12 protein-coding genes and 1 pseudogene are annotated in these 23,240 nt (G+C 71.3%); 2 read left to right on the top strand and 11 right to left on the bottom strand.

The window, feature by feature from the left end; genetic code table 11:
* Positions 1-80: 80 nt before the first annotated feature.
* The gene (locus MCAG_RS27115) at positions 81-2,483 is read right to left on the bottom strand and encodes a PEP/pyruvate-binding domain-containing protein (protein ID WP_007076142.1); all 2,403 of its coding nucleotides are present in this window, start codon (positions 2,481-2,483) and stop codon (positions 81-83) included.
* A 281-nt stretch (positions 2,484-2,764) separates the two neighbouring features.
* On the opposite strand from MCAG_RS27115, the gene MCAG_RS34045 reads away from it, so the two are divergent.
* A complete protein-coding gene (locus tag MCAG_RS34045; RefSeq protein ID WP_007076141.1) occupies positions 2,765-3,163 on the top strand; it encodes a hypothetical protein in 399 nt (132 codons plus the stop codon).
* Here the strand turns inward: MCAG_RS34045 and MCAG_RS27105 are convergent.
* The 6 genes from MCAG_RS27105 to MCAG_RS27080 form a co-directional block, all read right to left on the bottom strand.
* Positions 3,141-3,569 (bottom strand): GNAT family N-acetyltransferase, encoded by a 429-nt coding sequence (locus MCAG_RS27105; protein WP_007076140.1) that lies wholly within the window; start codon positions 3,567-3,569, stop codon positions 3,141-3,143. The two genes, MCAG_RS34045 and MCAG_RS27105, sit on opposite strands and share 23 nt — an antisense overlap.
* Before the next feature lie 257 nt (positions 3,570-3,826).
* Entirely contained in the window at positions 3,827-4,678 is an 852-nt protein-coding gene (locus MCAG_RS27100) for a sugar phosphate isomerase/epimerase (RefSeq protein ID WP_007076139.1), read from the bottom strand.
* 6 nt (positions 4,679-4,684) lie between these two features.
* On the bottom strand, positions 4,685-5,866 hold the full coding sequence (locus MCAG_RS27095) for a substrate-binding domain-containing protein (RefSeq protein ID WP_232290305.1): 1,182 nt from the start codon (positions 5,864-5,866) through the stop codon (positions 4,685-4,687).
* Between the two features lie 20 nt (positions 5,867-5,886).
* Positions 5,887-6,870 carry an ABC transporter permease gene (locus MCAG_RS27090; protein ID WP_007076137.1) on the bottom strand — a complete coding sequence of 328 codons (984 nt, stop codon included), beginning with the start codon at positions 6,868-6,870 and terminating at the stop codon, positions 5,887-5,889.
* Positions 6,871-6,872: 2 nt separating this feature from the next.
* A complete protein-coding gene (locus MCAG_RS27085) occupies positions 6,873-7,847 on the bottom strand; it encodes an ABC transporter permease (protein ID WP_007076136.1) in 975 nt (324 codons plus the stop codon).
* Between the two features lie 55 nt (positions 7,848-7,902).
* Positions 7,903-9,414 carry a sugar ABC transporter ATP-binding protein gene (locus tag MCAG_RS27080; protein WP_007076135.1) on the bottom strand — a complete coding sequence of 504 codons (1,512 nt, stop codon included), beginning with the start codon at positions 9,412-9,414 and terminating at the stop codon, positions 7,903-7,905.
* A gap of 524 nt (positions 9,415-9,938) precedes the next feature.
* Between MCAG_RS27080 and MCAG_RS27075 the strand changes: the two genes are divergently transcribed.
* Positions 9,939-13,484 carry a ThuA domain-containing protein gene (locus tag MCAG_RS27075; protein ID WP_007076134.1) on the top strand — a complete coding sequence of 1,182 codons (3,546 nt, stop codon included), beginning with the start codon at positions 9,939-9,941 and terminating at the stop codon, positions 13,482-13,484.
* 170 nt (positions 13,485-13,654) lie between these two features.
* Here the strand turns inward: MCAG_RS27075 and MCAG_RS27070 are convergent, their stop codons facing one another.
* From MCAG_RS27070 to MCAG_RS29995, 4 genes and pseudogenes are all read right to left on the bottom strand, one after another.
* On the bottom strand, positions 13,655-16,729 hold the full coding sequence (locus tag MCAG_RS27070; protein WP_050778095.1) for a thioesterase domain-containing protein: 3,075 nt from the start codon (positions 16,727-16,729) through the stop codon (positions 13,655-13,657).
* Between the two features lie 61 nt (positions 16,730-16,790).
* Positions 16,791-18,161 (bottom strand): annotated as a pseudogene (locus tag MCAG_RS36440) (polyketide synthase); the annotation flags it as partial.
* A 79-nt stretch (positions 18,162-18,240) separates the two neighbouring features.
* Complete coding sequence (locus MCAG_RS27065) at positions 18,241-22,320, bottom strand: type I polyketide synthase (protein ID WP_050778093.1); 4,080 nt, start codon at positions 22,318-22,320, stop codon at positions 18,241-18,243.
* Positions 22,317-23,240 (bottom strand): acyl carrier protein (locus MCAG_RS29995; protein ID WP_232290304.1); only part of this gene is annotated, 924 nt, incomplete at its 5' end. The genes MCAG_RS27065 and MCAG_RS29995, both read right to left, overlap by 4 nt.

Genomic DNA, 23,240 nt, shown 5'->3' with positions numbered 1-23,240 from the left:
CGATCGGGCGGACGTGCGGCTGGGCGGCCGGTCGCGTCACCGCGCGCTCCGGCCGCCCGAGCCCCGCCCACCCGCATCGGTCAGTGGATCGTCACGGTTCCGGTTGCGGCGTCCACGGTGATGATCTGCCCGGTGGAGATCTTCCGGGTCGCGTCGGGAACGCAGATGACGGCGGGGATTCCGTACTCCCGGGCCACGGTGGGGCCGTGGGCCATGACCGCACCGGTTTCGGTGACCAGCGCTGCGGCGGTGAGGAACAGTGGGGTCCATCCCGGGTCCGTGGTGGCGGTGACCAGGACGTCTCCGGGTTCAATGTGGGCGGTGGCCGGGTCGTGAACGACCCGGGCCGGGCCAGTCGCCCGGCCCGCTGCCGCCCCTACGCCCGTCAGCGCGCCATCCGCGGCGGCCAGCGTCGGCTGGATCGCCTCCAGGTCGGTGCCGTCCGACAGCAGCGCCACCGGTACGGTCCGGCGGCGCAACTCTCGCTGGTGGATTGCTCTGCGGGAGGCGACCGTCTGCCGGTGGTCGACGTTCTGGTGCACGGCGTCGCGCACCTCGTCGAGGGTGAGGAACATGATGTCGCCGGGCTGATCGAGCAGTTTGGTGCTGGTCAGGTCGACGCCCACGGAGAGCAGTTGCCGCCGCATCTCCCGCAGCCGGTACAGGCCGGCGAACTTGCCCGCCTCCCGCAGCCCCGTCAACGCCCGGGCACGGCGCAGCAGGAACCCAGCGAGTCGCCCCCGCACCGGCCTGCGGCGGCGGGCCCGGGCGACGAGCTGGTGGAGGGTGGCTTCCGCCGTGGCGGCCGCGCGTGCGAAGCGCCGGTCGGGTGCCTGCTCCGGATCGGTGACCCGTAGGTAGTTGGCGATCATGGTGAAGACCGGCGCCGGGTCCTCGTCCCAGCGCGGCACTCCGAGATCGACCTCGGCAGCGCAGCGGTGGCCGTAGGTGTCCAGGAACGCCGCCAGTCCGATGTCCGGGAGCGTCCCCTGCCGGTACCGCGCGGCCAACTCGTCCGGCGGCGTGTGCAGCAGCAACTGTCGGTGGTCGCCGGCGCGCTCGGCGAGCCGCCACAGCGCGAGATCCATCTCGATGGTGACGTTGTAGGGCATCCCACGCAGTACGGCGTGGATCTCGTCCTCGCGGGCGACGCCCTTGAGCAGGTGAGCCGGCAGCGCGGCCGCGAGCATGCCGGCCACGATGGGTGAGACGATGTCATCGGGGCTGCTCGCCGACTCCTGGGCCTGCACGAAGCGCAGCCGTTCCACGGCGGTACGCAGGCCGTCGGGCGCAGCCGACCGGAGCTTAAGCCGCTCGATGGCGTCGAACATCCGCGTCCGCGCCGCGTCGGGTCGGGCCAGCGCCCGCACGACCCCGACCACCAGCCGCACGGCCGTCCGCAGGGACGCACCGTCCGCCCCACGCCGGCGTTCCGGGCGGTCCTTGCTCGGGGCGAACCGCGGGTCCGCCAGAACCTGCTGCATGACCGCTTGGGCGCGCGGTCCGAAGTCGACAGCCATGAGCTTGACCAGTCGCCTGCGGGCGGACCTGCTGCGCGCCAGATCGGTCAGGTCGCCGTAGAGCCGTCCACCGATGCCGACGATCTCGGCCCTGATGCCGAGCGCGGCGAGCATCGCCGCGACCAGCGACTTCAGCGTTGACATGCCCATCGGCGTGACGGGCTGGAGCATGCCCTGGACGTGGCCGAACTCCAGGTAGACGCGCGGAAGGGGTTTGTCGGTGTCCGGAGGGAGGGGGAAGAGTGTGGTGATCGGCCGGGACTGCAGCAGCCACACCGTCCCACCCTCGTCGATCGCCCACTCCACGTCCTGCGGGCAGCCGAAGTGCCGCTGGAGGCGCTCGCCGGCGCCGCGCAGCTCGGCCAGTTGGGCCGTTGCCAGACAGCCGGTGCCATCCTGGTCCGACCCGTCGAGGATGTAGTGGTCCACGACAGCGCCGCCGTCCACCACCGCCGTACCGGGACCCGGCGCGGCGTCGACCATCATCTCCGTGCGGCAGCCGGTCACTGGGTTCGCGGTGAACAGCACCCCCGACACCTCGGCGGCGACCATCCGTTGCACGACGACGGCCATCCGGACCGCGTCGTGGTCGATGTGGTGGGCGTCGCGGTAGGCGGCCGCGCGGGCGTCGTGCAGCGAGTCCCAGCACTTCTCGATCGCGGCGATCAGTTCAGCGGTGCCGGTGACGTCGAGAACGGTGTCCTGCTGTCCGGCGAAGCTCGCGTCCGGCAGGTCCTCGGCCGTCGCGCTGGACCGCACCGCCACCGGGCCCCCACCGAGCCGCTCGTACGCGTAGACGATCTCCGCCTGCGGGATGACGCCCGACCGGTACGCCTCGGTGGTGACGCAGAACCCCGGCGGCACACGCTCGCCCCCACGGATCAACTCGCCCAGGCCCGCCGCCTTGCCGCCCACCAGATCGACCATATCGGCGGACGTCTCGGACAGCGGGATCACACGCATCGGGGCCACCTTCTTTGCAATACGACTGCATCGCGAACTACCGTACCTAGTTGGCAATACAATCGCAATGCAAACGACCACCCCAGGACAGGGCGACCCCGGCCGCGGCAACCTGGGCCGCAGCTTCGACGCCAGAGACGAGGCCATGGCCGAAGCAATGGCCGGCTCGGCCGCTGGCTCCGGGCCGCCGCCCACCGAGGGGGCTTCGAGCCCGACCCCTGGTCGCTGCTGGCAGCCGTGCCGCACAGCGGTTCGACCTTCGACGTGCTCGGCAGCCTGGGGTGACGATCACCGTGTTGCTATGTGCGGTCGCGGCGATGGCCAGGCTGCCGTGGCTACGCCGGCTCGCCGGTCCGGTCATCGCCGTGGGCACCATGTCCCTGACCGTCTACGTGGGCCACATCCTGGTCATTCCCGCGCTGCCCGGCGAGAGCGCCACTCCCCCGGACGCCAACTCGACCGCACTGCTGTCCGCGTTCATCCTTGGCGCCGTCGTGGTCGCGGCGCTCTGGTCGCGCTTCTTCCCGCGGCCACGGCGACCGGCATCCCCAGCGCTACGCAACCTGCTCAACCGGCTTCTCGGATGCCTGCATCACTGCCTGACCACAGGGCAGTCCTACGATCCCGAAAAGGCGTTCCCCGGCTCCAACTGTCCCGTCACTGCACCGGCAGCGGCTTGACCCACCGTGACCACTGAGCCTGCGGCTGGTAACCCAAAGCCCGCCACGCTGGATGAGCCGCGCTGTTGTCGTCGAGAACCATCGCGTCGACGCGGATGCCGCCGAGCCGCCGAAACCGGTCCTCCGCAGCTTCCACCAGCGAGCGGGCGATACCTTGCCCGCGGTAAGCGGGGGCTACCGCCAACCGGTACAGGTGACACCGCCATCCGTCCCACCCGGCGATGACCGTGCCCATCAACACCCCGTCGTCCACAGCGAGGATCAGCGCCTCAGGATCTCGGGCAATGAGAGCCGCGACGGCCTGCGCACTGTCTGCCGGACGGTGCGCATCCTCCGCTGCCGTCCGCCAGAAGTCCAGCACCGCCGGAATATCCACGGTGTTCGCCCTACGCAAGATCATGTCCATCACAGGTCGAAGCGTACTGAGCCACCTCGCCCACGAGCGGTCCACCACGACGCAAGAACACTCGACCGCAACGGATATCGGGAGTCTTTTCGGCCGTCCCCAGCCGGGGACCGCTGGGGTGGATCTCTTCGTAACGTGGCTGCCGGCAGTCCGACGCCCCAGACCAGCGCCGAGGCCACGGGAACGATGCGTGGAGGCGTTCTGGTGCGCGGGTCTGGTGCGCGGGTCTGCTGGAAGGCACAGGTTAGAGGATCAAGTTAGGCGATGACCTCCCGGAGATAGCGCAGGCCGTCCGTGGCGAGACGGTCCTGCGAGGGGGCGAGCGGACGCCAGATCGCCGCAGCGGTGGCGATGGTCTCGTTCTCTGCCGTGAACGACTCGATGCAGACCGCGCCCCGGTAGCCGGTGTCCCGCAGGACGGCGAAGAAACGCGGCCAGTCGAAGTGGTCCGTACCGGGTGCGCCCCGGTTGGTGCCGCTGACCTGAACGTGCTTGATGTGCCGGCCAGCGACGGCGAGTGCCGCGTACGGATCGGCCTCCTCGATGTTCATGTGATAGGTGTCGATCATGATGCCGACGTTCGGCGGCAGCCCGTCGATCAGCTCGACCGTCTGCTCGATGGTGTTGACGACGCTCGTCTCATAGCGGTTCAGCGCCTCGACGCCGATGCTCACGCCCCACTCACCGGCCTGCTCTGCCACCGGTGCCAGGGCCCGGCGGAAATCCGAGTAACAGGCCGCCCGAGCCGCCGGCGACATCCGCCAGGTGCGGCCGACCGCGGCATACACGGGGCCGCCGACGCACGGCGCGCCTACGGCCGCCGCGGTCGCCACGCACCCCAGGAGGTACCCGACGGTCGACTCCACGACGGCCGCAGCGGCGTTCACCAGGTCCCGCCCCGGAGGGGTGACCGCGCAGACGCCGGCCGCGACGAGGCCGTGTGCTGCCAGCAGGTCCCGGGTGCGGACCGGATCCCAGTCGCCAGGCTGCTCGATCGGCAGTTCGACCGCGTCGAAGCCGTACGAGGCGATCCGCGGGATCAGCTCGGCGAGGGCCTGGTCGTTGACGGGCGAGGCCCACACCCAGGGGTTGACACCGACGGCGTACACCGCAACCTACTTCCAGCGCTGGGGATAACCGGGCAGGTCGGTACAGCCGCACATCGCGTAGTGCAGCGGCGGCATGTTCGCATCGAGGTACTGGTCCAGGTTGTCCTGGGTGATGGTCGGCTGTGGCAGCTTCCAGGGGTTGGACACCTGCTGGCCGTCGAGAATCCGCAGCGCGGCGATGATCGGCGTACGCCACTGGTAGGTCGGGTAGGTCGGCGCGATCGCGGTGAGGTTCTTGTCCTTCCAGATCTTCAGGAAGTCGAGCTGGTCCTCGCCGTTCATCGGTGGCACGGGCTTGCCCGCGTCCTGGAACGCCTCGACCGCCGCGACAGCGACCGCTCCGGCGTCCATCCAGAGGCCGTCGATGGTGCCGTACCGCTGGATGTAGTCGTCGACGATCTTCTTGGTCTTGGCCGGGTCGCCGTCGGTGAACTCGACACCCACGACGTCCACCTTCGCCTTGTCGAACGCGACCTTCGCCGCCGACCAGCGGGTCTCCAGGACGTCGACGCCGGGCAGGATCCGCAGGGCGAGGACCTTCCCGCCGGGCTTCATCCGCTGGCTGACGAACTCGGCTCCGACGTGGCCGAAGCCGTAACCGCCGATGGGGTTGATGAACGTCACCGGGCACTTCGTGTTGACGCCACGGTCGAAGACGACCACCGGCAGCCCTGCCTTGCAGGCCGCCTCGACGGCCGGGGTGAGCGTGGCGGTGGTGTTCGGCGAGACGATGAGGGCGTCGCAGCCCTTGCCGAGCAGGTCGTTGATGTCCGCGATCTGCTTCTGGTCCTTACCTTCGGCGTCGACGTGCACGAACTCCGAGATGCGGCTGCGCTGTGCCTCGACCTCGGCCTGCATGGTCTTGAACCCGACCTGCCGCCACGGGTTGTTCAGCGCCGCGTTCGAGAAGCAGATCTTGTGCGGACCGCTCTTCTTGAACTTGGCGGTGTCGACCATCGTCGGGTTCAGCACCTGTTCCCACGGCTTGTCCGCCGGGCCGGTCGGGGCCGCGTCGAGCAGCGCGAGCTCGGCGTCGTAGTCGGCCTGCACGAAGAATTTCGACTGCTCCCCCGTGCCCGATCCGGCGGCGGAGGCGCTGCCGGAGGGGCCCGCGGCGGGCTCGTCGGTGGCGCAGGCGGTGAGGGCCAGCAGGGTAACGGCGGCCAGCGCCGCCATGGAACGTCGCACTATGGTTTCCCCTTGTCTCGTTATCTCGCCGAGGAACGCGTTGCCGAGACCGCCACGGCGAGCAGGATGATCGCGCCCTGGACGGTCGACCTGAGGGCGCCGGAGACGCCGTAGAAATTCATGAGGGCGAACAGCAGTTCGAGGGTCAGCGCGCCGAGCATGGCGCCGACGACCGAGCCGCGCCCCCCGCCCAGCGCGACGCCGCCGAGGACGACTGCGGTGATCGCACCGAACTCCAGGCCCGCACCGGCCTGGAACGACACCCCGCTGTAGCCGCCCAGGAGGATCGCCGCCACGGCCGCCGCGAGCCCGCTGAGGATGAAGGCGATGGTCCGGGTACGCCAGACGCGTACCCCGCTCAGTTCCGCCGTACGCGGATTGTCGCCGACGGCAACCAGCGTCCGGCCGAAGTCGGACCGCGTCAGCAGCACGGCAAGGGCCGCGACGGCCAGCAGGACCAGCAGGGCGTACGGCACACGGCCGAGCAGCGGCACGTCCTCGACGGCCCGCCGGCCGAAGCGCCGGAACTCCTCGGAGAGCCCGCCCTTCGGAGAGCCGTCGGACCACAGGTACACCGCCCCGACGAGGATCAGGAACATGCCGAGGGTGGTGATGAACGACGGCACCCGCAGTCGCGTCGTGATCAGGCCGTTGACCAGCCCGACCGCCGCCCCGAAGGCGAGCAGGAGCAGCACCACCGGCCAGGTGCGTGCCGGGTCACTGTCGATCAGCCGGGCGGCGACGACCACCTGCGCGGTGACCAGCGAGCCGACGGAGAGATCGAACTCACCGCAAACGATCACGAAGTACTGGCCGGCGGCGAGCAGGATGATCGGCGCGGAACGGCCGAGGAAGGACATCAACGACGGCGGGTCGAGGAAGTCGGGCTGCCGGATGCCGACGAGCACCAGCAGCACCGCGAGAATGGTCAGGATCGGCAGCACCCCGCCGGGGCGGACCCGGATGAGGCGCAGTGGCAGCCGACGACGCTGGACGATCTGCATGGCTAGGACGCCGCCTTTCGCAGGGCCCGGCGGGCGTAGACAGCGACCGCGGCGATGATGATGGCGCCCCTGATCACCTGCTTGAAGAAGGCGTCGACGTCGAGCTGGTTAAAGACCGCGTCGATGCTGGCGAGCAGCAGCACCCCACCGACGGTGCCGACGACGCCGCCGCGCCCACCGGCGAGGGCAGTTCCGCCGATCACCACGGCGGCGATCGACTCCAGGTCGTAGAGACCCTCGGTGCCCACCCGGGGCGCGCCCGAGCCGAGCCGGCTGGCGAGGTAGATCCCGGCGAGCCCGGCACACAGCGAGCACAGCACATGGGCGGTGACGAGGACCCGGTCGTTACGGACGCCGGAGAGCCGAGCGACCTCCGCGTCCCCGCCGACGGCGACCAGGTGGTGGCCGAAGCGGGTCCGGGAGAGCGCGAACCAGGCCATCCCGGTCACGGCGACCAGCAGGAGGAACGACAGTGGTACCGGACCGACGCGTTGGTAGCCGAGGGTCTGCACGAGGGTGGGTGAGGTGGTGCCGGCCGGGCCGTCGTAACCGCTGTCGAGGTACCCCTTGAGCAGCAGCCCGACGCCGAGGGTCGCGATGAACGCGTTGACCCGGAGCTTGGTGACGAGCAGCCCGTTGAGCAGCCCGATGCCGGCGCTGACCGCGAGCGCCAGGCCGATCGCGGGCACCACCGCGCCGTCGTTGCCGTTCATCGTCTCGGCCGCGACGAGGGTGCTGAGGCTGATCACGTACGCCACGGAGAGGTCGAGCGAGCCACCGAGGATGACCAGGGTCTGGCCGACGGCGACGAACCCGAGGCCGGCGGCGACGTGCAGCAGGCTCACTGTGGTGGACTGGTTGAACAGCTGACCGCCGTCGACCAGGACGACCAGCCAGCCGATCGCGAGGGTGAGGGCCAGGGCCACGAACACGCCCGGTACGGGGCGTCGGGCCGGCAGGAGCGACCGGGCACTCACCGGGTCGTCTCCGTTCGCGACTGCGGGGCTCGCAAACCCAGCTCACTCCTCACGCTCACCGGGCTGTCTCCGGTACGTTGCCGACGGCCAGGGCGACGACGTCCTCCTCGGTCGCGCCGGCGGGCAGCTCGCCGGCGAGGCGGCCGTCGCGCATGACGACGATCCGGTCGCTCATCCCCAACAGCTCGGGCAGGTCGGACGAGATCATCAACACGGCCGCGCCGTCGCGGGCAAGGCGGCGGACGAGATCGTGGATGGCTGACTTCGCGCCCACGTCGATGCCTCGGGTCGGTTCGTCGAAGAGCAGGACCCGCGGGTCGAGCGCGAGCCATCGGGCCAGGACGACCTTCTGCTGGTTGCCGCCCGACAGGAAGCGGATCTCCTGGTCGTCGCCGGCGGCGCGGACCTCGACGGCGGCGAGCAGTTCACGCACCCGTTCGGTGCGGGCGGCGCGACCGGACCGGGCCGCGAAGATGGCCCGGCTGGCGAGCAGCGCGTTGTCGAGCACCGACTGCCGGGGCACGATTCCCTCGCCCTTGCGGTCCTCGGTGACGTAGGCGATGCCGGCCCGCATCGCGGTACGGGGTGAGCGCAGCCGGACCGGTCTGCCGTCGAGCGTAACGTCGCCGGTCGTGAACGGGGACACGCCGAAGAGCGCACGGGCCAGCGCGGACCGCCCGGAGCCCTGAAGGCCACCGACGCCGAGCACCTCGCCGGCCCGCAACTGAAGGTCGATGCCGCGCAGCTTCTGGTTTCCCGCGTCGCGGACGGTGAGCCGCACCGGGCCGACGTCGCCGGGGCCGGCCCGATCCGGGTAGTAGCTGGACAGCTCCCGACCGACCATGTGCCGCACCAGCTCGTCGGCCGTGGTGTCGGCGGTGTCCACGGTGGTGACTCGGCGGCCGTCCTTGAGGACCGTGATCCGACCGGACAGGTCGAATACCTCGGTGAGCCGGTGCGAGACGTACAACAGGCCGATGCCCCGTTCCTGTAGTCGGCGCACCAGCCCGTAGAGCAGCTCGACCTCGTGGTCGGCCAGTGCAGCGGTGGGTTCGTCCATGATGAGCAGCCGTGCGTCCAGGGCGAGTGCCTTGGCGATCTCGACGACCTGCTGCTGCGCGACGCCGAGCCGCCCCACCCGGGCGTCGGCCGGCAGGGCGGTCTCCCCGATCGAGGCGAGCAGTCGGCCGGTGCGGTCGAGCATCGCCCGACGGTCGACCAATCCGCGGCGGACCGGCTCGTGTCCCAGGTAGACGTTCTCCGCGACGGTGCGCTCCGGCAGCAGGTTGAACTCCTGGTGGATGATGCCGATCCCGGCCCGCTGCGCGTCGCCTGGTCCACGGAAGGCGCGCGGTTCACCGGCGAGCTCGACGGTGCCCTCGTCCGGGACGTACGCGCCCGAGACGATCTTCATGAGGGTGGACTTCCCGGCTCCGTTCTCACCGACGACGGCGTGGACCTCGCCCGGCGCGACATCGAGGTCGACACCGTCGAGGACGCGTACCCCGAGGAACGACTTGCCGATGCCCCGAAGGGTGAGCAGCGGCGCCGGCGGTGGGTCAGGCATTCCGGAAACCCTCACAGACAGTAGTCATCGACGTGATCCGGGCATGGCGTTCGGCTCGTCCGAGCGGTGCTGGAGAGCGAACTTTCGCTGGTAGCCAAGGGCGTTTACGTTTCACCGGGAACTTTCCCTTGACATCGACGAAACATCACACGTATGAAGATAGATGTTTGGATGCGGGTTCACAATCCTCAACCTGAGGCGGCTGCCAGGTCCGCCACTCGCTCGGCACTGGCGCCGCACCGAGGGGTTCGGCGCGGCCACCGCGATCCCGGCAGGGCGTCGAACATCCTTCAATCCATTGACACTTGCCGATGACTGACTCATCCTGGCCTCGCGGCCCACGGGGACGAGAACAGCAACAGCACTACTCTCTGTGACATTTCTGTGGGGGCCGACGGCCGTTGCGGCGGACGGCACGACGACCCGAGCAGCACACTCGTGCCCTCACGCGTCCCAGGCACCGCCTGGCGCGACGTCGGGTCCGTGGTCGTAATTCCGTTGCCCGCCGAAACCTAGGAGACGGCATGCGTCGCACCACATGGATTGCCATGATCGCCGCCCTGTTACTGTCGCTCGGCCTCGCACCACCCGCCTCGGCGGCCCCGACCTTCCGCGCCCTGCTGTTCACCAAGACCGTGGGCTACCGGCACGACTCGATCCCCGCCGGTGTCAGCATGTTCCAGCAGCAGGCGACAGCGAACAACTTCGAGGTGGTGCACACCGAGGACGCGAGCGTCTTCACGCCGGCCAACCTCGCGACCTTCGACGTGATCATCATGTTCCAGACCTCGGGCATGGTCTGGACCTCGGCCGCCCAACGCCAGGCCGTGGAGGGCTACCTCGCCAGCGGCAAGGGCATCGTCGGCATCCACAACGCCACCGACATGGGCATCGAGGCCGAGTACCCCTGGTGGGACCAGACCCTCAACGGCGGCGCCCACATGCCCGAGCACTCCCCCGGCGTGCTGCCCGGCACCGCCATCGTCGCCGACAAGCAACACCCGTCGACGGCTGGCCTGCCGGACCGCTGGAACCGCAGCGAGGAGTGGTACAACTTCGACACCAACCCGCGCGGCAACGTACACGTTCTGGTGACCGCCGACGAGCGCACGTACAACCCGGGGTCCCGGGCCATGGGCCCGGACCATCCGATCTCCTGGTGCCGTAACGTCGGCGGCGGACGGGTGTGGGCCACCGCGATGGGCCACGCGATCGAGTCCTACAGCGAGACGAACTTCCGCAACCACGTCCTCGGTGGCGTGAAGTGGGCCGCCGGCAACGCCCCCGGCGACTGCGGCGGCACCGTCTGGGGCAACTTCGAGAAGCGCACCCTGGACGACAACACGGTCGACCCGATGGCCCTGGCAGCGCTGCCGGACGGCCGGGTCATCTACGTCCAGCGCGGCGGACAGGTCAAGATCTTCAAGCCCACCACCAACAGCACCGTCACCGCCGCCACGCTGAGTGTCTACACCGGAGGCGAAGACGGCCTCACCGGCATGGCGTTGGACCCGAACTTCGCCAGCAACGGATATGTGTACCTGTACCACTCGCCGGCGAGCAGCACGACCGACGTCAACCGCGTCTCCCGCTACACCCTCACCGGCGACACGCTCAACCTCTCCAGCGAGGCCCGGATCATCGACATCCCGGCCTACCGTGACCGCACCTTCCCCGAGCCCGGCCACACCGGTGGCTACATCGAATTCGGCCCGGACGGGAACCTCTACATCGGCACCGGAGACGACACGCCGCCGAACCTCGACCCCAACTGGCAGGGCTACGCCCCGCTGGACTGGCGGCCGGGCAAGGCCAACCTCGACGCCGCCCGGACCGCCGGCAACACCAACGACCTGCGCGGCAAGCTGCTGCGCATCCGGCCCTCGGCCGGCGGCGGCTACACCATCCCGACGGGCAACCTCTACCCCGAGGGCACGGCGCAGACCCGGCCGGAAATCTACGCGATGGGCTTCCGCAACCCGTTCCGATTCTCGATCGACCCGGCCAACGGCTGGGTCTACCTGGCCGACTACGGGCCGGACCGCAACCCGCCCACCACCAACCGCGGCCCCGAGGGCCTGGTCGAGCTGAACGTGATCAAGGCACCCGGCAACTACGGGTGGCCGTTCTGCCACGGCGACAACCAACCCTACGCGCCGTTCAACCCGGACACGGGCGTCGTCGGTGCCAAGTTCAACTGCAACGCACCGGTCAACAACTCGCCCAACAACACCGGCCTGACCAGCCTGCGTCCGATCGTCGCGCCCAACATCTGGTACGGCTACGGCACCTCGCCGACCTTCCCGGAGCTCGGCTCCGGCGGCTCCGCGCCGATGGGCGGGCCGGTCTACCGGTACGACGCGGCGAACCCGTCGGCGACGAAGTTTCCGCCCTACTACGACGGTGTGCACTTCTTCTACGAGTGGTCGCGCAACTACATCAAGGAGGTGCACTTCGACTCCGCCACCGCGGTGACCCGCACCAACCCGTTCCTGCCGGGGGGCAGGTTCAACAAGCCGATGGACATGGAGTTCGGCAAGGACGGCTCGCTCTACCTGCTGGAGTGGGGCACCAACTTCGGTGGCGGCAACAGCGACTCCGGGCTCTACCGGATCGACTACATCCAGGGTGGCCGGTCGCCGATCGTCAAGGCCGTCGGCACGCCCACCAGCGGCCTCGCCCCGCTGAACGTCCAGTTCAGCAGCGCCGGCACAGCCGACCCGGACCCGGGCAACACGCTCAGCTACCAGTGGACGTTCGGCGACGGCACCACGTCGACGGCGGCCAACCCATCGCACGTCTACACCACCAACGGCAACTACACCGCGCAGCTCAAGGTCACCGACAACACCGGTAAGACGGGCTTCGCCAACGTCCAGATCACCGTCGGCAACACCGCGCCGGTGGTCACCATCACCACGCCGGCCAACGGCGGCATGCTCACCTTCGGTGACAAGGTGTCGTACCAGATCAGCGTCACCGACCCGGACGGCGGCACGGTCGACTGCACGAAGGTGCTCCTCAACCCGGCGCTGGGCCACGACGACCACGCGCACGAGACCACCGAGTATCCGGGCTGTTCGGGCACCATCTCCACCGACCTGCTCGGCGGGCACCCCGACGGCGCGAACCTGTTCTACGTGCTGAACGCGCGCTACACCGACAGCGGTGGCGCGGGCGGCGCGTCCCCGCTCACCGGCACCGCGCAGGCGATCCTCCAGCCGAAGCACAAGCAGGCCGAGTACTACAGCAGCCAGTCCGGCATCCGGGTCATCGACCAGGCCGGCGCGCAGAGCGGCAAGCGCGTCGGGGACATCTCCAACAACGACTGGATCTCGTTCACCCCGATGAGCCTTTCGGGTATCACGACCGTCAGCTACCGGCTGTCGTCGCCGTCCGGTGGCGGTTCGATCGAGCTGCGTGCCGGCTCGCCGACCGGCACCCTGCTGGCCACCACACCCGTGCCCAGCACCGGCGGCTGGGACAACTACCAGTCCACCCCGCCGGTGAACGTGTCCGCCCTGGCCGGAACACAGACGCTCTACATGGTGTTCAAGGGCAGTTCGAGCAACTGGTTCGATCTCGACTCGCACACCTTCGGCGGCGCCGGCGTCGGCGTGCCCAGCACCGGTAGCGGCGTGGCGGGACGAACCTGGACGCTCACCGCGCAGCACAGCGGGAAGCTGATGGACGTCAGCGGTGTCTCCACCGCCGACGGCGCCCAGCTCACCCAGTGGGCAGCCACCGGTGGCAACAACCAGAAGTGGCAGGCCGTCGACGCCGGTAGCGGCGCGGTCTACCTGAAGGCGGTGCACAGCGGCAAGTGCGCCGAGGTGATCGGCGGCTCCACCGCGACGGGGGCCTTCCTCCAGCAGGCCACCTGCAACAACAGCAACCAGCAGAAGTTCACCGCGACCGCAACCACCACCTCCGGGATCTACACGGTGCGCAACGTGCAGAGCGGGCTCTGTCTGGACGTCAACGGCGGCTCCACCGCTGACGGCGCCCGGCTGGTGCAATGGACTTGCCACGGCGGCACCAACCAGCAGTGGCGGTTCACCTTGGCGTGACGAACCGCGCTACCGCAGTCACGGCGATGGTCCGGTAGGGGCCGGCTCCAAAGAAACGGAGTCGGTCCCTACCGGCGACACCTCGTCGTCCGAGTTCGGCGCTCGGCCGTCTTCGCCTTCGAGCCGGTGAGGCGCATCCGGCCCCGTGACGGGGCCGGATGCGCCTGACCTCACTCGGCCGCCAACCGACGGGCGATCTCCCGCACCAGCGCCTGCTCGTCCTGGTCGGGGTGAATGAAGAAGTGGTCGCCGGAGAGCACGGTCAGGTCGAACGCGTTAGCGGTCAGCCCCTTCCAGGCCCGCATCTCGTCCTCGGTGACGAAGGTGTCCTCCTTGCCGTGGAAGGCGGAGATGGGCGCCGGCAGCGGCGGCTCGGCCGGGTCGTGCCGGTATGTGTGGACCATCCGGAAGTCGGAGTAGCCGACCGGCTTGATCGCGTTGCGCATCTCGTCGTCGATCTCCATGCCGAACTGGTCCTCGACGAACCGTTCGTAGTCCCGCTGGCGCTCCTTCGGCACCGTCGCCAGCTCCTCGATGTCCGGGATGGAGTCGAACCCGAACGCCTGGAACGACTCCATGACCCGCCGGTAGACCGGGTTCGGGACGATCGACGGGGACGTGTACGCCCCGACGAACAGATGCCGCAGCAGGTCCCCGTGCCGCTGGTGCAGCCGGTGGGCCAGCCGGTACGCGATCAGCGCGCCGACGCTGTGCCCGTAGATCGCGAACGGCCGGTCCAGCAGACCGTCCAGCGCCACCTCCAGGGCGTTCACCGCCTCGTCGATGTCGCTGATCGGCCGCTCGTGGATGCGGTTCTCCTTGCCGGGGAACTGCACCGGGCACACGTCGACGTCGTTGTCGAACAAGCCGGTCCACGACGAGAACAGCGATGCGCCCTTGACCCCGTACGGGACGCAGAACAGCCGTACCCGGGGGGCGGCACTGATCCGATGGTGGGCCAGCCAGCGGTCCCGGTCCAGCTCGTAATCGCGGGTGTACCAGTCACCGTCGACGCCCGCGACCGGGTCCGCGCCGGGCTCCAGCAGGTTGGTCAGCGTCTCTGCGAGCCCGTCCACGGTCGGCCCCTGGATGATCAGCTCCATGGCCAGGTCCACGCCGGTGTCGCGTTTGACCGAGCGGCGCAGTTCCAGGCCAGCCAGCGAGTCGATGCCCAGCTCCGCGATGGAAACGGTGGTCGGCACGTCCCCGGCGTCGCGGCGCAGCAACTCGCCGAGCACCGTGGAGAGGTGGTCGCGGATCCGCGCCTGCCGGGCGTCGGTGGGCAGCGCGAGCAGCTCCGCCGCGAGCGCCGGCCGTTCGGCGTCGCCCGCCGGCCCGGTCGCCCCTTCCTCGTGCGTCGCCTGGCCTGCCTTCAGCGCGTCGGCTGGGATGATCCGCACCCGCAATCCGCCGGCGCGGGCGAGGAAGTAGCCGTCGGCGTCGAAGAGCCGATAGTCGACGCTCAGGTGCCCCTCGTCCGGGTCGTCCAGCAGCGTCAGGTGGCACCACACGTCGCCGCGCGGCGGCCGGTTGGTCAGGTCGAACTCGGCAGTCGCGACGGTGATGAACAGGTCGTCCGGGGCCAACCGGTCGGCACCGGCGGCCACGATGAGCTGTGCGCAGGCGTCCAGCACACCCGGATGCAGGGCCATCGACCCGGCGGCCGCGGTGTTGGACGGCGCGGGCCGGAGCCGAGCCAGCACCTCCCCCTCGCCGGCCCAGACCTCCTCGACGAGTTCGACGCTGGCACCGGAGGCGAAACCACGCGCCACCAGGTCCGCGTAGAAGCGTTCGCCGGTCAGCGGCCCGGAGCACCGGTCGCGGATCTCGTCCCGGGCCGCCGCGGTGACCTTCGGCCGCATGGGTACCTGGTGCGGCCGCATCCGGCCGTGCACGTGGCTGCTCCACACCCGCCCGTCGTAGGGCCGACTGTGCACCCGGAAGTCGTGCCAGCCCTCGTCGTCGGCCGGTTCCAGCACGAACTGCACAATCCGATCGGCGTCCGGGGCCACGTGCAGCGCCTCGGCGAAGCGCATCCCGTGTACCTCGTGGTCACGCCCGTGCAGTACCTCGGCCGTGGCCTGGGCCAGCATCTGCTGGTAGTAGCCGACGTGCAGCACACCGCCGGTGTGCGCCAACTCGGGCAGCACGGTGTGGTTGAGCCGGGCCTCGTACTGCCGCTGCGGCAGCGGCGAGGAGAGCAGCCGACCCGGCACCGTCACCGGTGCGACCGGCTCCGCCGCACCGACCGCCGGCACCGTCGGTGACGCCGCCACCGGTGACACCGTCGCCGACACCACTGTCCGGTACGGGCGCCGCTGAAACGGGTACGTGGGCAGGGTCAGCAGTTCGGGCCGCCCGGAGCGGGCGTAGCCGGCCCAGTCCACGTCCCACCCGCCCTGGTACAGCGCAGCCACTCCCTCTGCGAGCGCCACCCAGACCGGGACGCCGTTCAGCGCGGGTGCCAGCACCATCCCCGCCGGCACGGCGACCGGCGCACCGGCGATCTGCACCACGGCGCGGTACCCCCGGGTGGCCAGGTCGGCCAGGACAGCCGGCAGGTCCACCGGTGCGGGCGGAGCCGACCAACGCGCCGGGTCGGTGTGCTCGGCCGTACCGCCGCAGACCAGCCGCAGCCGGGGAGCGCGGGGCGTGGTGGCACCGTCCGGTGCCGGTCCGCCGTGCCGGTGACGCAGGTTGGCCAGGGCCGTCTCCGGGTCCAGCACCCCGGCCACCACCGCCGCCACCAGGTCGCCCTCCCCGGTGGCGACCACGGCCGCCGGTTCGATCCCCCAGGCTTCCCACTGCCGGGCCAGGCCGACCCGGGCGGCGAACGACCGCGCCGCCCGGGTCGCCGGGTCGGCGGCCGCGCCGTCGAACCCGTGGCCGGTGCGGGCCCGCCACCACTGCTCGGCTGACGCCCAGGTTTCGACGAAGACCGGTTCGGCGCGCAGCGCATCGACCAGCGCCGCCGGGTCGTCCGGCTCGTCGCCGACGACCAGCGCGACGTGCCCGGCCCCGGCCGGGACCACCGACGGCGGCTCCTGTCCGACCCGGTCCAGTCGCGCCACGAGGTCGGCGGTGTCGGTGGCCACCAGCCCCAGCCGGTACGGGTGATGGACGCGGCCGGCGCCGAGGGTGTGCGCCACCGCGGCCAGCGGCAGGTCCGGGTGCGCGCGCAGATGGGTCAGCAGCCGCTCGGCGAGCGCGGTCAGCGCGGCACCGTCGCGTGCGGACAGCGGCACCTGGGTACGCCGCCCGCGCTGGCGCGTCGACGCCGTCCGCGTCCGGCGCGACGGCACCGGGCGGTGGGGCCTCGGCGAGCACCACGTGCGCGTTCGTGCCACTGAAGCCGAAGGAGCTGACCGCGGCGACCCGACCGTCCTGGCCGGCCGCCCAGGGCTCGGGGCTGGTGGGGAAGCGCACCGCCCAGCGGCCAGCCTGGATGCGGGGGTTGAGAGTGGTCAGGTGCGCGTTCGGCGGCACCTGCCCGGCGCGCAACACAAGCACCGCTTTGATCAGACCGGCGATGCCCGCGGCGGCCTCCAGGTGCCCAATCACCGACTTGACCGCGCCAACCCGCAGCGGGTTGTCCGACGCCCGGCCCGCGCCGTACACGGCGGCCGACGCCTCCATCTCGATCGGGTCGCCCAGCGGCGTACCCGTGCCGTGCGCCTCCAGGTAGCCGACCCGGTCGGCACTCAGCCCGGCATCGGTCAGGGCCCGGGTGATCAGCGCCCGCTGGGCGGGTCCGTTGGGGACGGTCATCCCGCTGCTGTGGCCGTCGTGGTTGACGGCGCCACCGCGCAGCACGGCGAGGATGGGCGACCGGTCGGCCAGCGCGTCGGAGAGCCGGCGCAGCGTCACCATGCCGCAGCCCTCGGCGCGCACGTACCCGTCGGCGGCGGCGTCGAAGACCTTGCAGCGCCCGTCCGGGGCCAGCGCGCGCATCTTGGACAGCACCAGGAACGTACCGGCCGACAACAGCAGGTTCACTCCCCCGGCCAGCGCCGCGTCGACCTCACCGCGGCGCAGGCTCTCCATCGCCAGGTGCACCGCGACCAGCGACGACGAGCAGGCGGTGTCCACCGCCATGGCCGGGCCGCGCAGGCCCAGGGTGTGCGCGATGCGTCCCACCGCGACGCTCACCGTCGACCCGGTCGCCGTGTACGGTCCGATCCGCTCGGCCGTGCGGGGCAGCATGGCGTGCTCGGAACCGGAGATGCCGACGAAGACGCCGACCCGGCGATCCGGCACGCGGTTGGGCGGCAGTCCTGCCGCTTCCAGCGCCTCCCATCCGGTCTCCAGGAGCAGCCGGTGCTGCGGGTCCATCTCCCGCACTTCCGCCTCGGAGATGGTGAAGAACCCGGTGTCGAAGGCGTGCAGGTCCTCGCGGAGGAAGCCGGCCCGCATGGTGTACGCCTTGCCCGGCGCGTCCGGGTCCGGGTCGTAGTGCTCGGCGGCCGACCAGCGGTCCGGGGGCACGTCCACGATGGCATCCCGCCCGGAGCGCAGCAGCTCCCAGTATCGCTCCGGAGTGTCGGCGCCACCGGGGAACCGGCACGCCATGCCGACCACCGCGATCGGCTCGGTACGCCGGGCCTCGCTCTCGGCCAGTTGGCCCCGCAGGCTTCGAATCGTCGCCAGCGACCGTTGGATCAACGCCTCGTTACTCATCGACAGTCCCCTTGTTCCACCGTGTCGGTCGCGGTTCCTCCGTCTTGCTGGGTCCCGCAAGTTGGGGTGTCAACCGCCCTCACCCGTCCAGCTCCGCGAGCAACTCGCGCAGCGCCTGCTCGGCGGCGGACGGCGGGTCCGCCACCGGCGGCAGGATCGGCAGCAGTCGCTGCAACCGGATCGGGTCGGCCTGGACCACGCCGGCCTCCGGTTCTGCGGTGGCCAGCGCGGTGTCGAACGTGGCGAGTCCCACCCCGGTGTCGAGCTGCCCGATACCGAGCTTGCGCAGCACCAGTTCCTCGGTCTCGGCGTCGACCCGCATACCGCCCTCCCGCCAGAACGGCCACACCAGGGCCCGGGTGAGCCCGTGCCGCTCGCCGACGGCCCGTCGTTCCTCGCGCTGCGCGGCGAACGCGGCGAGGAACCGGTTGGCGAAGGCGTAGTCGGTTTGCCCGGCGTTGCCGCCGACCGCCGCCAGCGAGGAGAACAGCACGAAGTAGTCGAGGTCGTCGTCACCGATGGCCGCGTCGAGATGCAACGCGCCGCGCAGCTTGGGCGCGATCACCTGCTCCGCCTGCGCAAGGGTGCGGGACACCAGCATCCCGTCGCGCAACATACCGGCCGAGTGGATCACCCCGCTGATCCGGTCGAACCGCTCACGTGCCTCGGCCACCACCCGCGCCACCGAGTCGCGGTCGGTCACGTCGGCGGGCAGGTAGATCGCCTCGGCGCCGAGCGCGGACAACTCGGCCAGCGCCGCCCGGTGGGTGTCCTGCGGTGCGGTGCGGCCGGTCAGAACCAGCCGCGCCGGGCCGCGCCGGGCGAGGTGCCGCGCGAAGATCAACCCCAGTCCGCCGGCACCACCGGTGATCAGGCAGGCTCCGTCACCGGCGAGTGGGTCCGGCCCGGACGGTCCGCCGGCCGGGTCCAGTTCCCGCAGCCGGCGGGTCCACCGCCGGCCCCAGCGGTAACGGATCTCCAGGTCCTCGTAGGAGTCGACGGGCAGCTCGGCGCGACAGACGTCGACCAGGTACGCCCGGCGCGCCCCCGGCCCGCCGTCGGGTTCCTGCACCCCGACGGTCCGCAGGAACAGCCGTGGGTTCTCGTGCAGCACCGACCGGCCGAACCCGGCGAACGCCTCGTGCACCGGGTCGGGGCCGTCGGCACCGAACCGGTGCAGGTAGAGCAGGGTCACCGGGCTGGCCGGCCGGGCCGTCAGCAGCGCCCGGGTGAGGTGGAAGGCCGGGTGCAGGCCGGTGGCCAGGGCACGGTCCGGTCCGTCCGCGTCGGTGCGCGGCCAGAGGTAGAGAATCCGGGACGGGGCGGCGCCGAGGTCGGCCAGAAGCGTCGCGTGGTCGTCCGGCTCGTCCGGTCGCAGCTGGAACGCGGCCGAACCCAGCCGGGCGTACCGGTCACCCGGCAGCACCAGGACCGGCGGCACGGAACCCGGAGCACGCTCGGCGGTGAGGATCCGGTGCACGGCGTCGTCGGTGTCGAAGACCAGCAGCGGACCGGCGTCGGCCGGTGCGGGGTTGCCGGCGGGCGGGTCGGCCGGCTCCCAGCGGGCGGTGAACGTCACCCGGGTCAGGCCATCGTCGACGGTTGGCTCCGGGGCCTTCTGCTCGGGCAGCAGGGTGAGTAGGTGCGCGGAGAGCTCGGCGACGTTGGGGTGGTCGAAGACCAGGTTGGCGTAGACCTCCACGTCCAGGTCGCGTTCGAGCCGGGTGCCGAGCCGGGTGGCCAACACCGAGTCCATCCCGAGTTCGAAGAAGCCCGAGCGCAGATCCAGCGGGGTGTCCGCCGGCAGCTCAAGTAGCGCCGCCACCTTCCGTCGCAGGTACGCCGCGAGCAGCGCGAATCGCTCACTGGGTGCCGCGCCGGCCAGCTCCGCACGGATCCCACCCGATTCGGGTACGGCTGTCACCGACGCGCTTCCCCCGCCGGCCGACGCGACGATCTCGTCGCCTGGTCGCACACTGACCGTCGCGGTGGGCGACGGGGTGTCCGTCGTGCTGGTCGGCGGGGTGCCCGTCGCGGTGGGCGTCGGCGCGTCGCCGCCACGGGACGGCGTGAGCGTGCCGGTCGCCTGGTCGACGGGTGGCTCGGCGAAGGGGTCCACGATCCAGTACCGCTCGCGGACGAACGGGTAGGTCGGCAGCGACACCCGTGTAGGCGGCTGCCCATCCGGGTACAACGCGCGCCAGGACTGGACACGGCCGGCCACCCAGTCTCGGGCGATCCGCTCCCAGCTGTCGGCGCCAATCAGCTCGACCGGTTCGCCGGTGCCTGCCAGCGCGTCGCCGGCCCCGACGGAGGTGCCGGCGGCAGTGGTCCCGACGGCGGCGGTACCGGTGGCGACGACACCGATGCAGAGGCCGTGGCCGGTCCCGCCGGTCGCGTACCGGTGTAGCCGGTCGGCGGCAGTGACCGGATCGGTGGCCACCAACGCCAGCCGGTGCGCCATCGGCTGCCGACCGGCCTGCAACGTCCACGCGATCGTGGTCAGGTCCGCGCCGTCGCCGAGCGTGCACAGATGGGCGGCGAGCGCGGCGGCGTACTCGCGCAGGGCCGGCTCGGTGCGCGCGGAGAGCACCAGGACGGCGGGCTGCGCCGGCCCGGACCCGGCGGTGGACACCGGGGCGGTCCGCGGCGGTGCCTCCTCCAGCACGAGGTGGACGTTGACCCCGCCCGCGCCGAACGAGCTGATCCCCGCCCGGCGCGGTGCGCCACCGGGGGGAGTGGGCCAGGGCGCCAGCTCACGCTGCACCTGGAACCCGGCCCGGTCGAAGTCGATGTGCGGGTTGAGCCCGGCGGAGTGGGTCAGCGAGGGCACCAGCGTGCGGTGCGCCAACTGCAACGCCACCTTGTGCAGCTGGGCGATGCCGGCGGCGGCCTCGGCGTGACCGATGCCGGACTTGACCGAGCCGAGCGCGCAGGGCCCGACACCGGGGGGCCGCTCGCCGAACGCCTCGGCGAGCCCCCGCACCTCGATCGGGTCCCCCAGGCTGGTGCCGGTGCCGTGCGCCTCGACGTATCCGACGGTCCCGGGCTCCACACCGGCGTTGTCCAGCGCCGCCCGGACCAGCTCGGCCTGGGCCACGGGATTCGGCACGCTGTAGCCGAAGGTACGACCGTCGTGGTTGACCGCCGATCCACGGATGACCGCGTAGACGTGGTCGCCGTCGGCCAGCGCGCGGGCCAGCGACTTGATCAGCACGGCGCCGACCGCCTCGGCCGGCACGTACCCGTCGCCGCCCTCGCCGAACGAGCGGCACCGGCCGTCGCGGGAGGTGAAGTTGGCCTCGGCCAAGGTGACGTACTTGCTGGGGTGCAGGGAGAGGTTCACGCCCCCGGCGATGGCCGCCTCGCACTCACCCCGGCGGATCGCCTCGCAGGCCAGGTGCACGGCGTACAGCGATGAGGAGCAGGCGGTGTCGACGGTGAGGCTGGGCCCACCGAGGTTCAGCAGGTACGAGACCCGGTTGGCCACCGAGAAGGTCTGCGAGTTGACCGGTAGCCACTGCCCGCGCTCCAACTGGGAGGCAGCGTACATCTGGTAGTTGTTGTAGGTCACCCCGGCGAAGACTCCGACCCGGGCCCGCCCGTCGCCGGCCGGGGTCGCGGTGATGGTGGCCGGGGTGTGTCCCGCGTCCTCGACGCACTCCCAGGCGGTCTGGATGAACAAGCGTTCCTGCGGGTCCAGGAACCGGGCCTCCAGCGGGGAGATACCGAAGAACAGCGGGTCGAAGGCGTCCACGTCGTCGAGGAAGCCGCCCCAGCGCGGGTACTCCTCGCCGTAGCGTTCCCGGGCAAGCTCGGCGTACTGCCGCCAACCCGGCCGGTCCAGCGGGATCTCCCCCACGCAGTCCCGACCGGCCCGCAGGTTCTCCCAGTAGGTGTGCAGGTCGCGCGCCATCGGGTACCGCCCGCTCATGCCGACGATGGCGAACCCGGCGGGCTCGCTGGGCGCCGTGGGGCCCTGCGGGACTGCCGGAGCGGAGGCGGCCGGCGCCGGCCGGGCCGCGACGACAGCCGGGGCCGGTGCGGGCACCTCGACCGGTGCCGGGGTGGGCAGGGCCGTCAGGTACCGGGCCAGCGCGTCGACCGTCTTGTACTCGAACAGTGCGGTGACCGGCACCGGACCGAACCGCTCGGTCAAGCCGTCCCGGACAGCTCGTGCACCAGGATCGAGGTGAAGCCGAGTTCCTCGAAACTGGCGTCCGGGCGGATCTCCTCCCGCCGCCAACCGAGCACCTCCGCGATCAGGTCGTACAGCCGTTCCCGCTGGTCGGCGGTCCCGTCGGCGGTCGCCGCCGCCGGCGCACTCGGCAACGCCGGCGCGGGTTCCGTGACGGGTGCCGGGTCCGCGCCGGCCCCGGGCGGTCCGGCGGGCCGGTCGATCAGGCCGTCGGGCCGCAGCCGGCCGGAGACCCAGCAGCGTCGAGGTTCGAACGGGTACGTGGGCAGCGGCAGCCGGGTCGGACGGGGGCCGGCGTGCAGCGCCTCCCAGTCCAGGTCGACGCCGGCGGTCCAGAGCCGGGCCAGCTTGTCCACGTTGCCGTCCTCGCGCAGCACGCGCAGGTACTCGGCGCCCTCACGGCCGTCGAGCAGCAGGTCGGAGAGGACTCCGCGTTGTGCTCCGCCGCCGGTCCACACGCCGTCGAGGGTGGGGTCGTCGGCGAGGTGACGGACCAGCCGCTCCCGCAGGTCGGCGACGCTGGTGGCGACGATGGCCAGCCGTTCGGTCATCTGGTCGCGGCCGACCTGGAGCGTGTAGGCCAGCCGGGCGAATTCGAGGTCGTAGCCCACCGGCGCGCGTCGCACGGCCGGGGTCGTGATCGCCTGCACTCCGGTGCGGTCCGAGGGCAGCACGGCCGCGAAGTCGGCGAGGGTACGGCAGGCCGCGAAGCGTTCCGGGTCGACGGGCAGGTCGTACCGAGCATCGACGCGGGCGCCGAGCTGGGCTAGGTTGACCTGGTCGAAGCCGTACTCGCCGAGGTCGTCGCCGGGGTTCAGCTCGGCCGCGGCGACGCCGACCAGCCCGGCCGCCAGACCGGCCAACTCGCGCAGCGTCGTCGG

It is taken from the genome of Micromonospora sp. ATCC 39149, from assembly GCF_000158815.1.
Taxonomy (GTDB): domain Bacteria; phylum Actinomycetota; class Actinomycetes; order Mycobacteriales; family Micromonosporaceae; genus Micromonospora.
This window is presented reverse-complemented; position numbering and strand designations above follow the sequence as displayed.

Coding starts and splice junctions, on each gene's coding strand:
- MCAG_RS27090 (WP_007076137.1), bottom strand. CDS start 6,870: ATGCAGATCGTCCAGCGTCGTCGGCTGCCACTGCGCCTCATCCGGGTC.
- MCAG_RS27075 (WP_007076134.1), top strand. CDS start 9,939: ATGCGTCGCACCACATGGATTGCCATGATCGCCGCCCTGTTACTGTCG.
- MCAG_RS27105 (WP_007076140.1), bottom strand. CDS start 3,569: ATGGACATGATCTTGCGTAGGGCGAACACCGTGGATATTCCGGCGGTG.
- MCAG_RS27115 (WP_007076142.1), bottom strand. CDS start 2,483: ATGCGTGTGATCCCGCTGTCCGAGACGTCCGCCGATATGGTCGATCTG.
- MCAG_RS27080 (WP_007076135.1), bottom strand. CDS start 9,414: ATGCCTGACCCACCGCCGGCGCCGCTGCTCACCCTTCGGGGCATCGGC.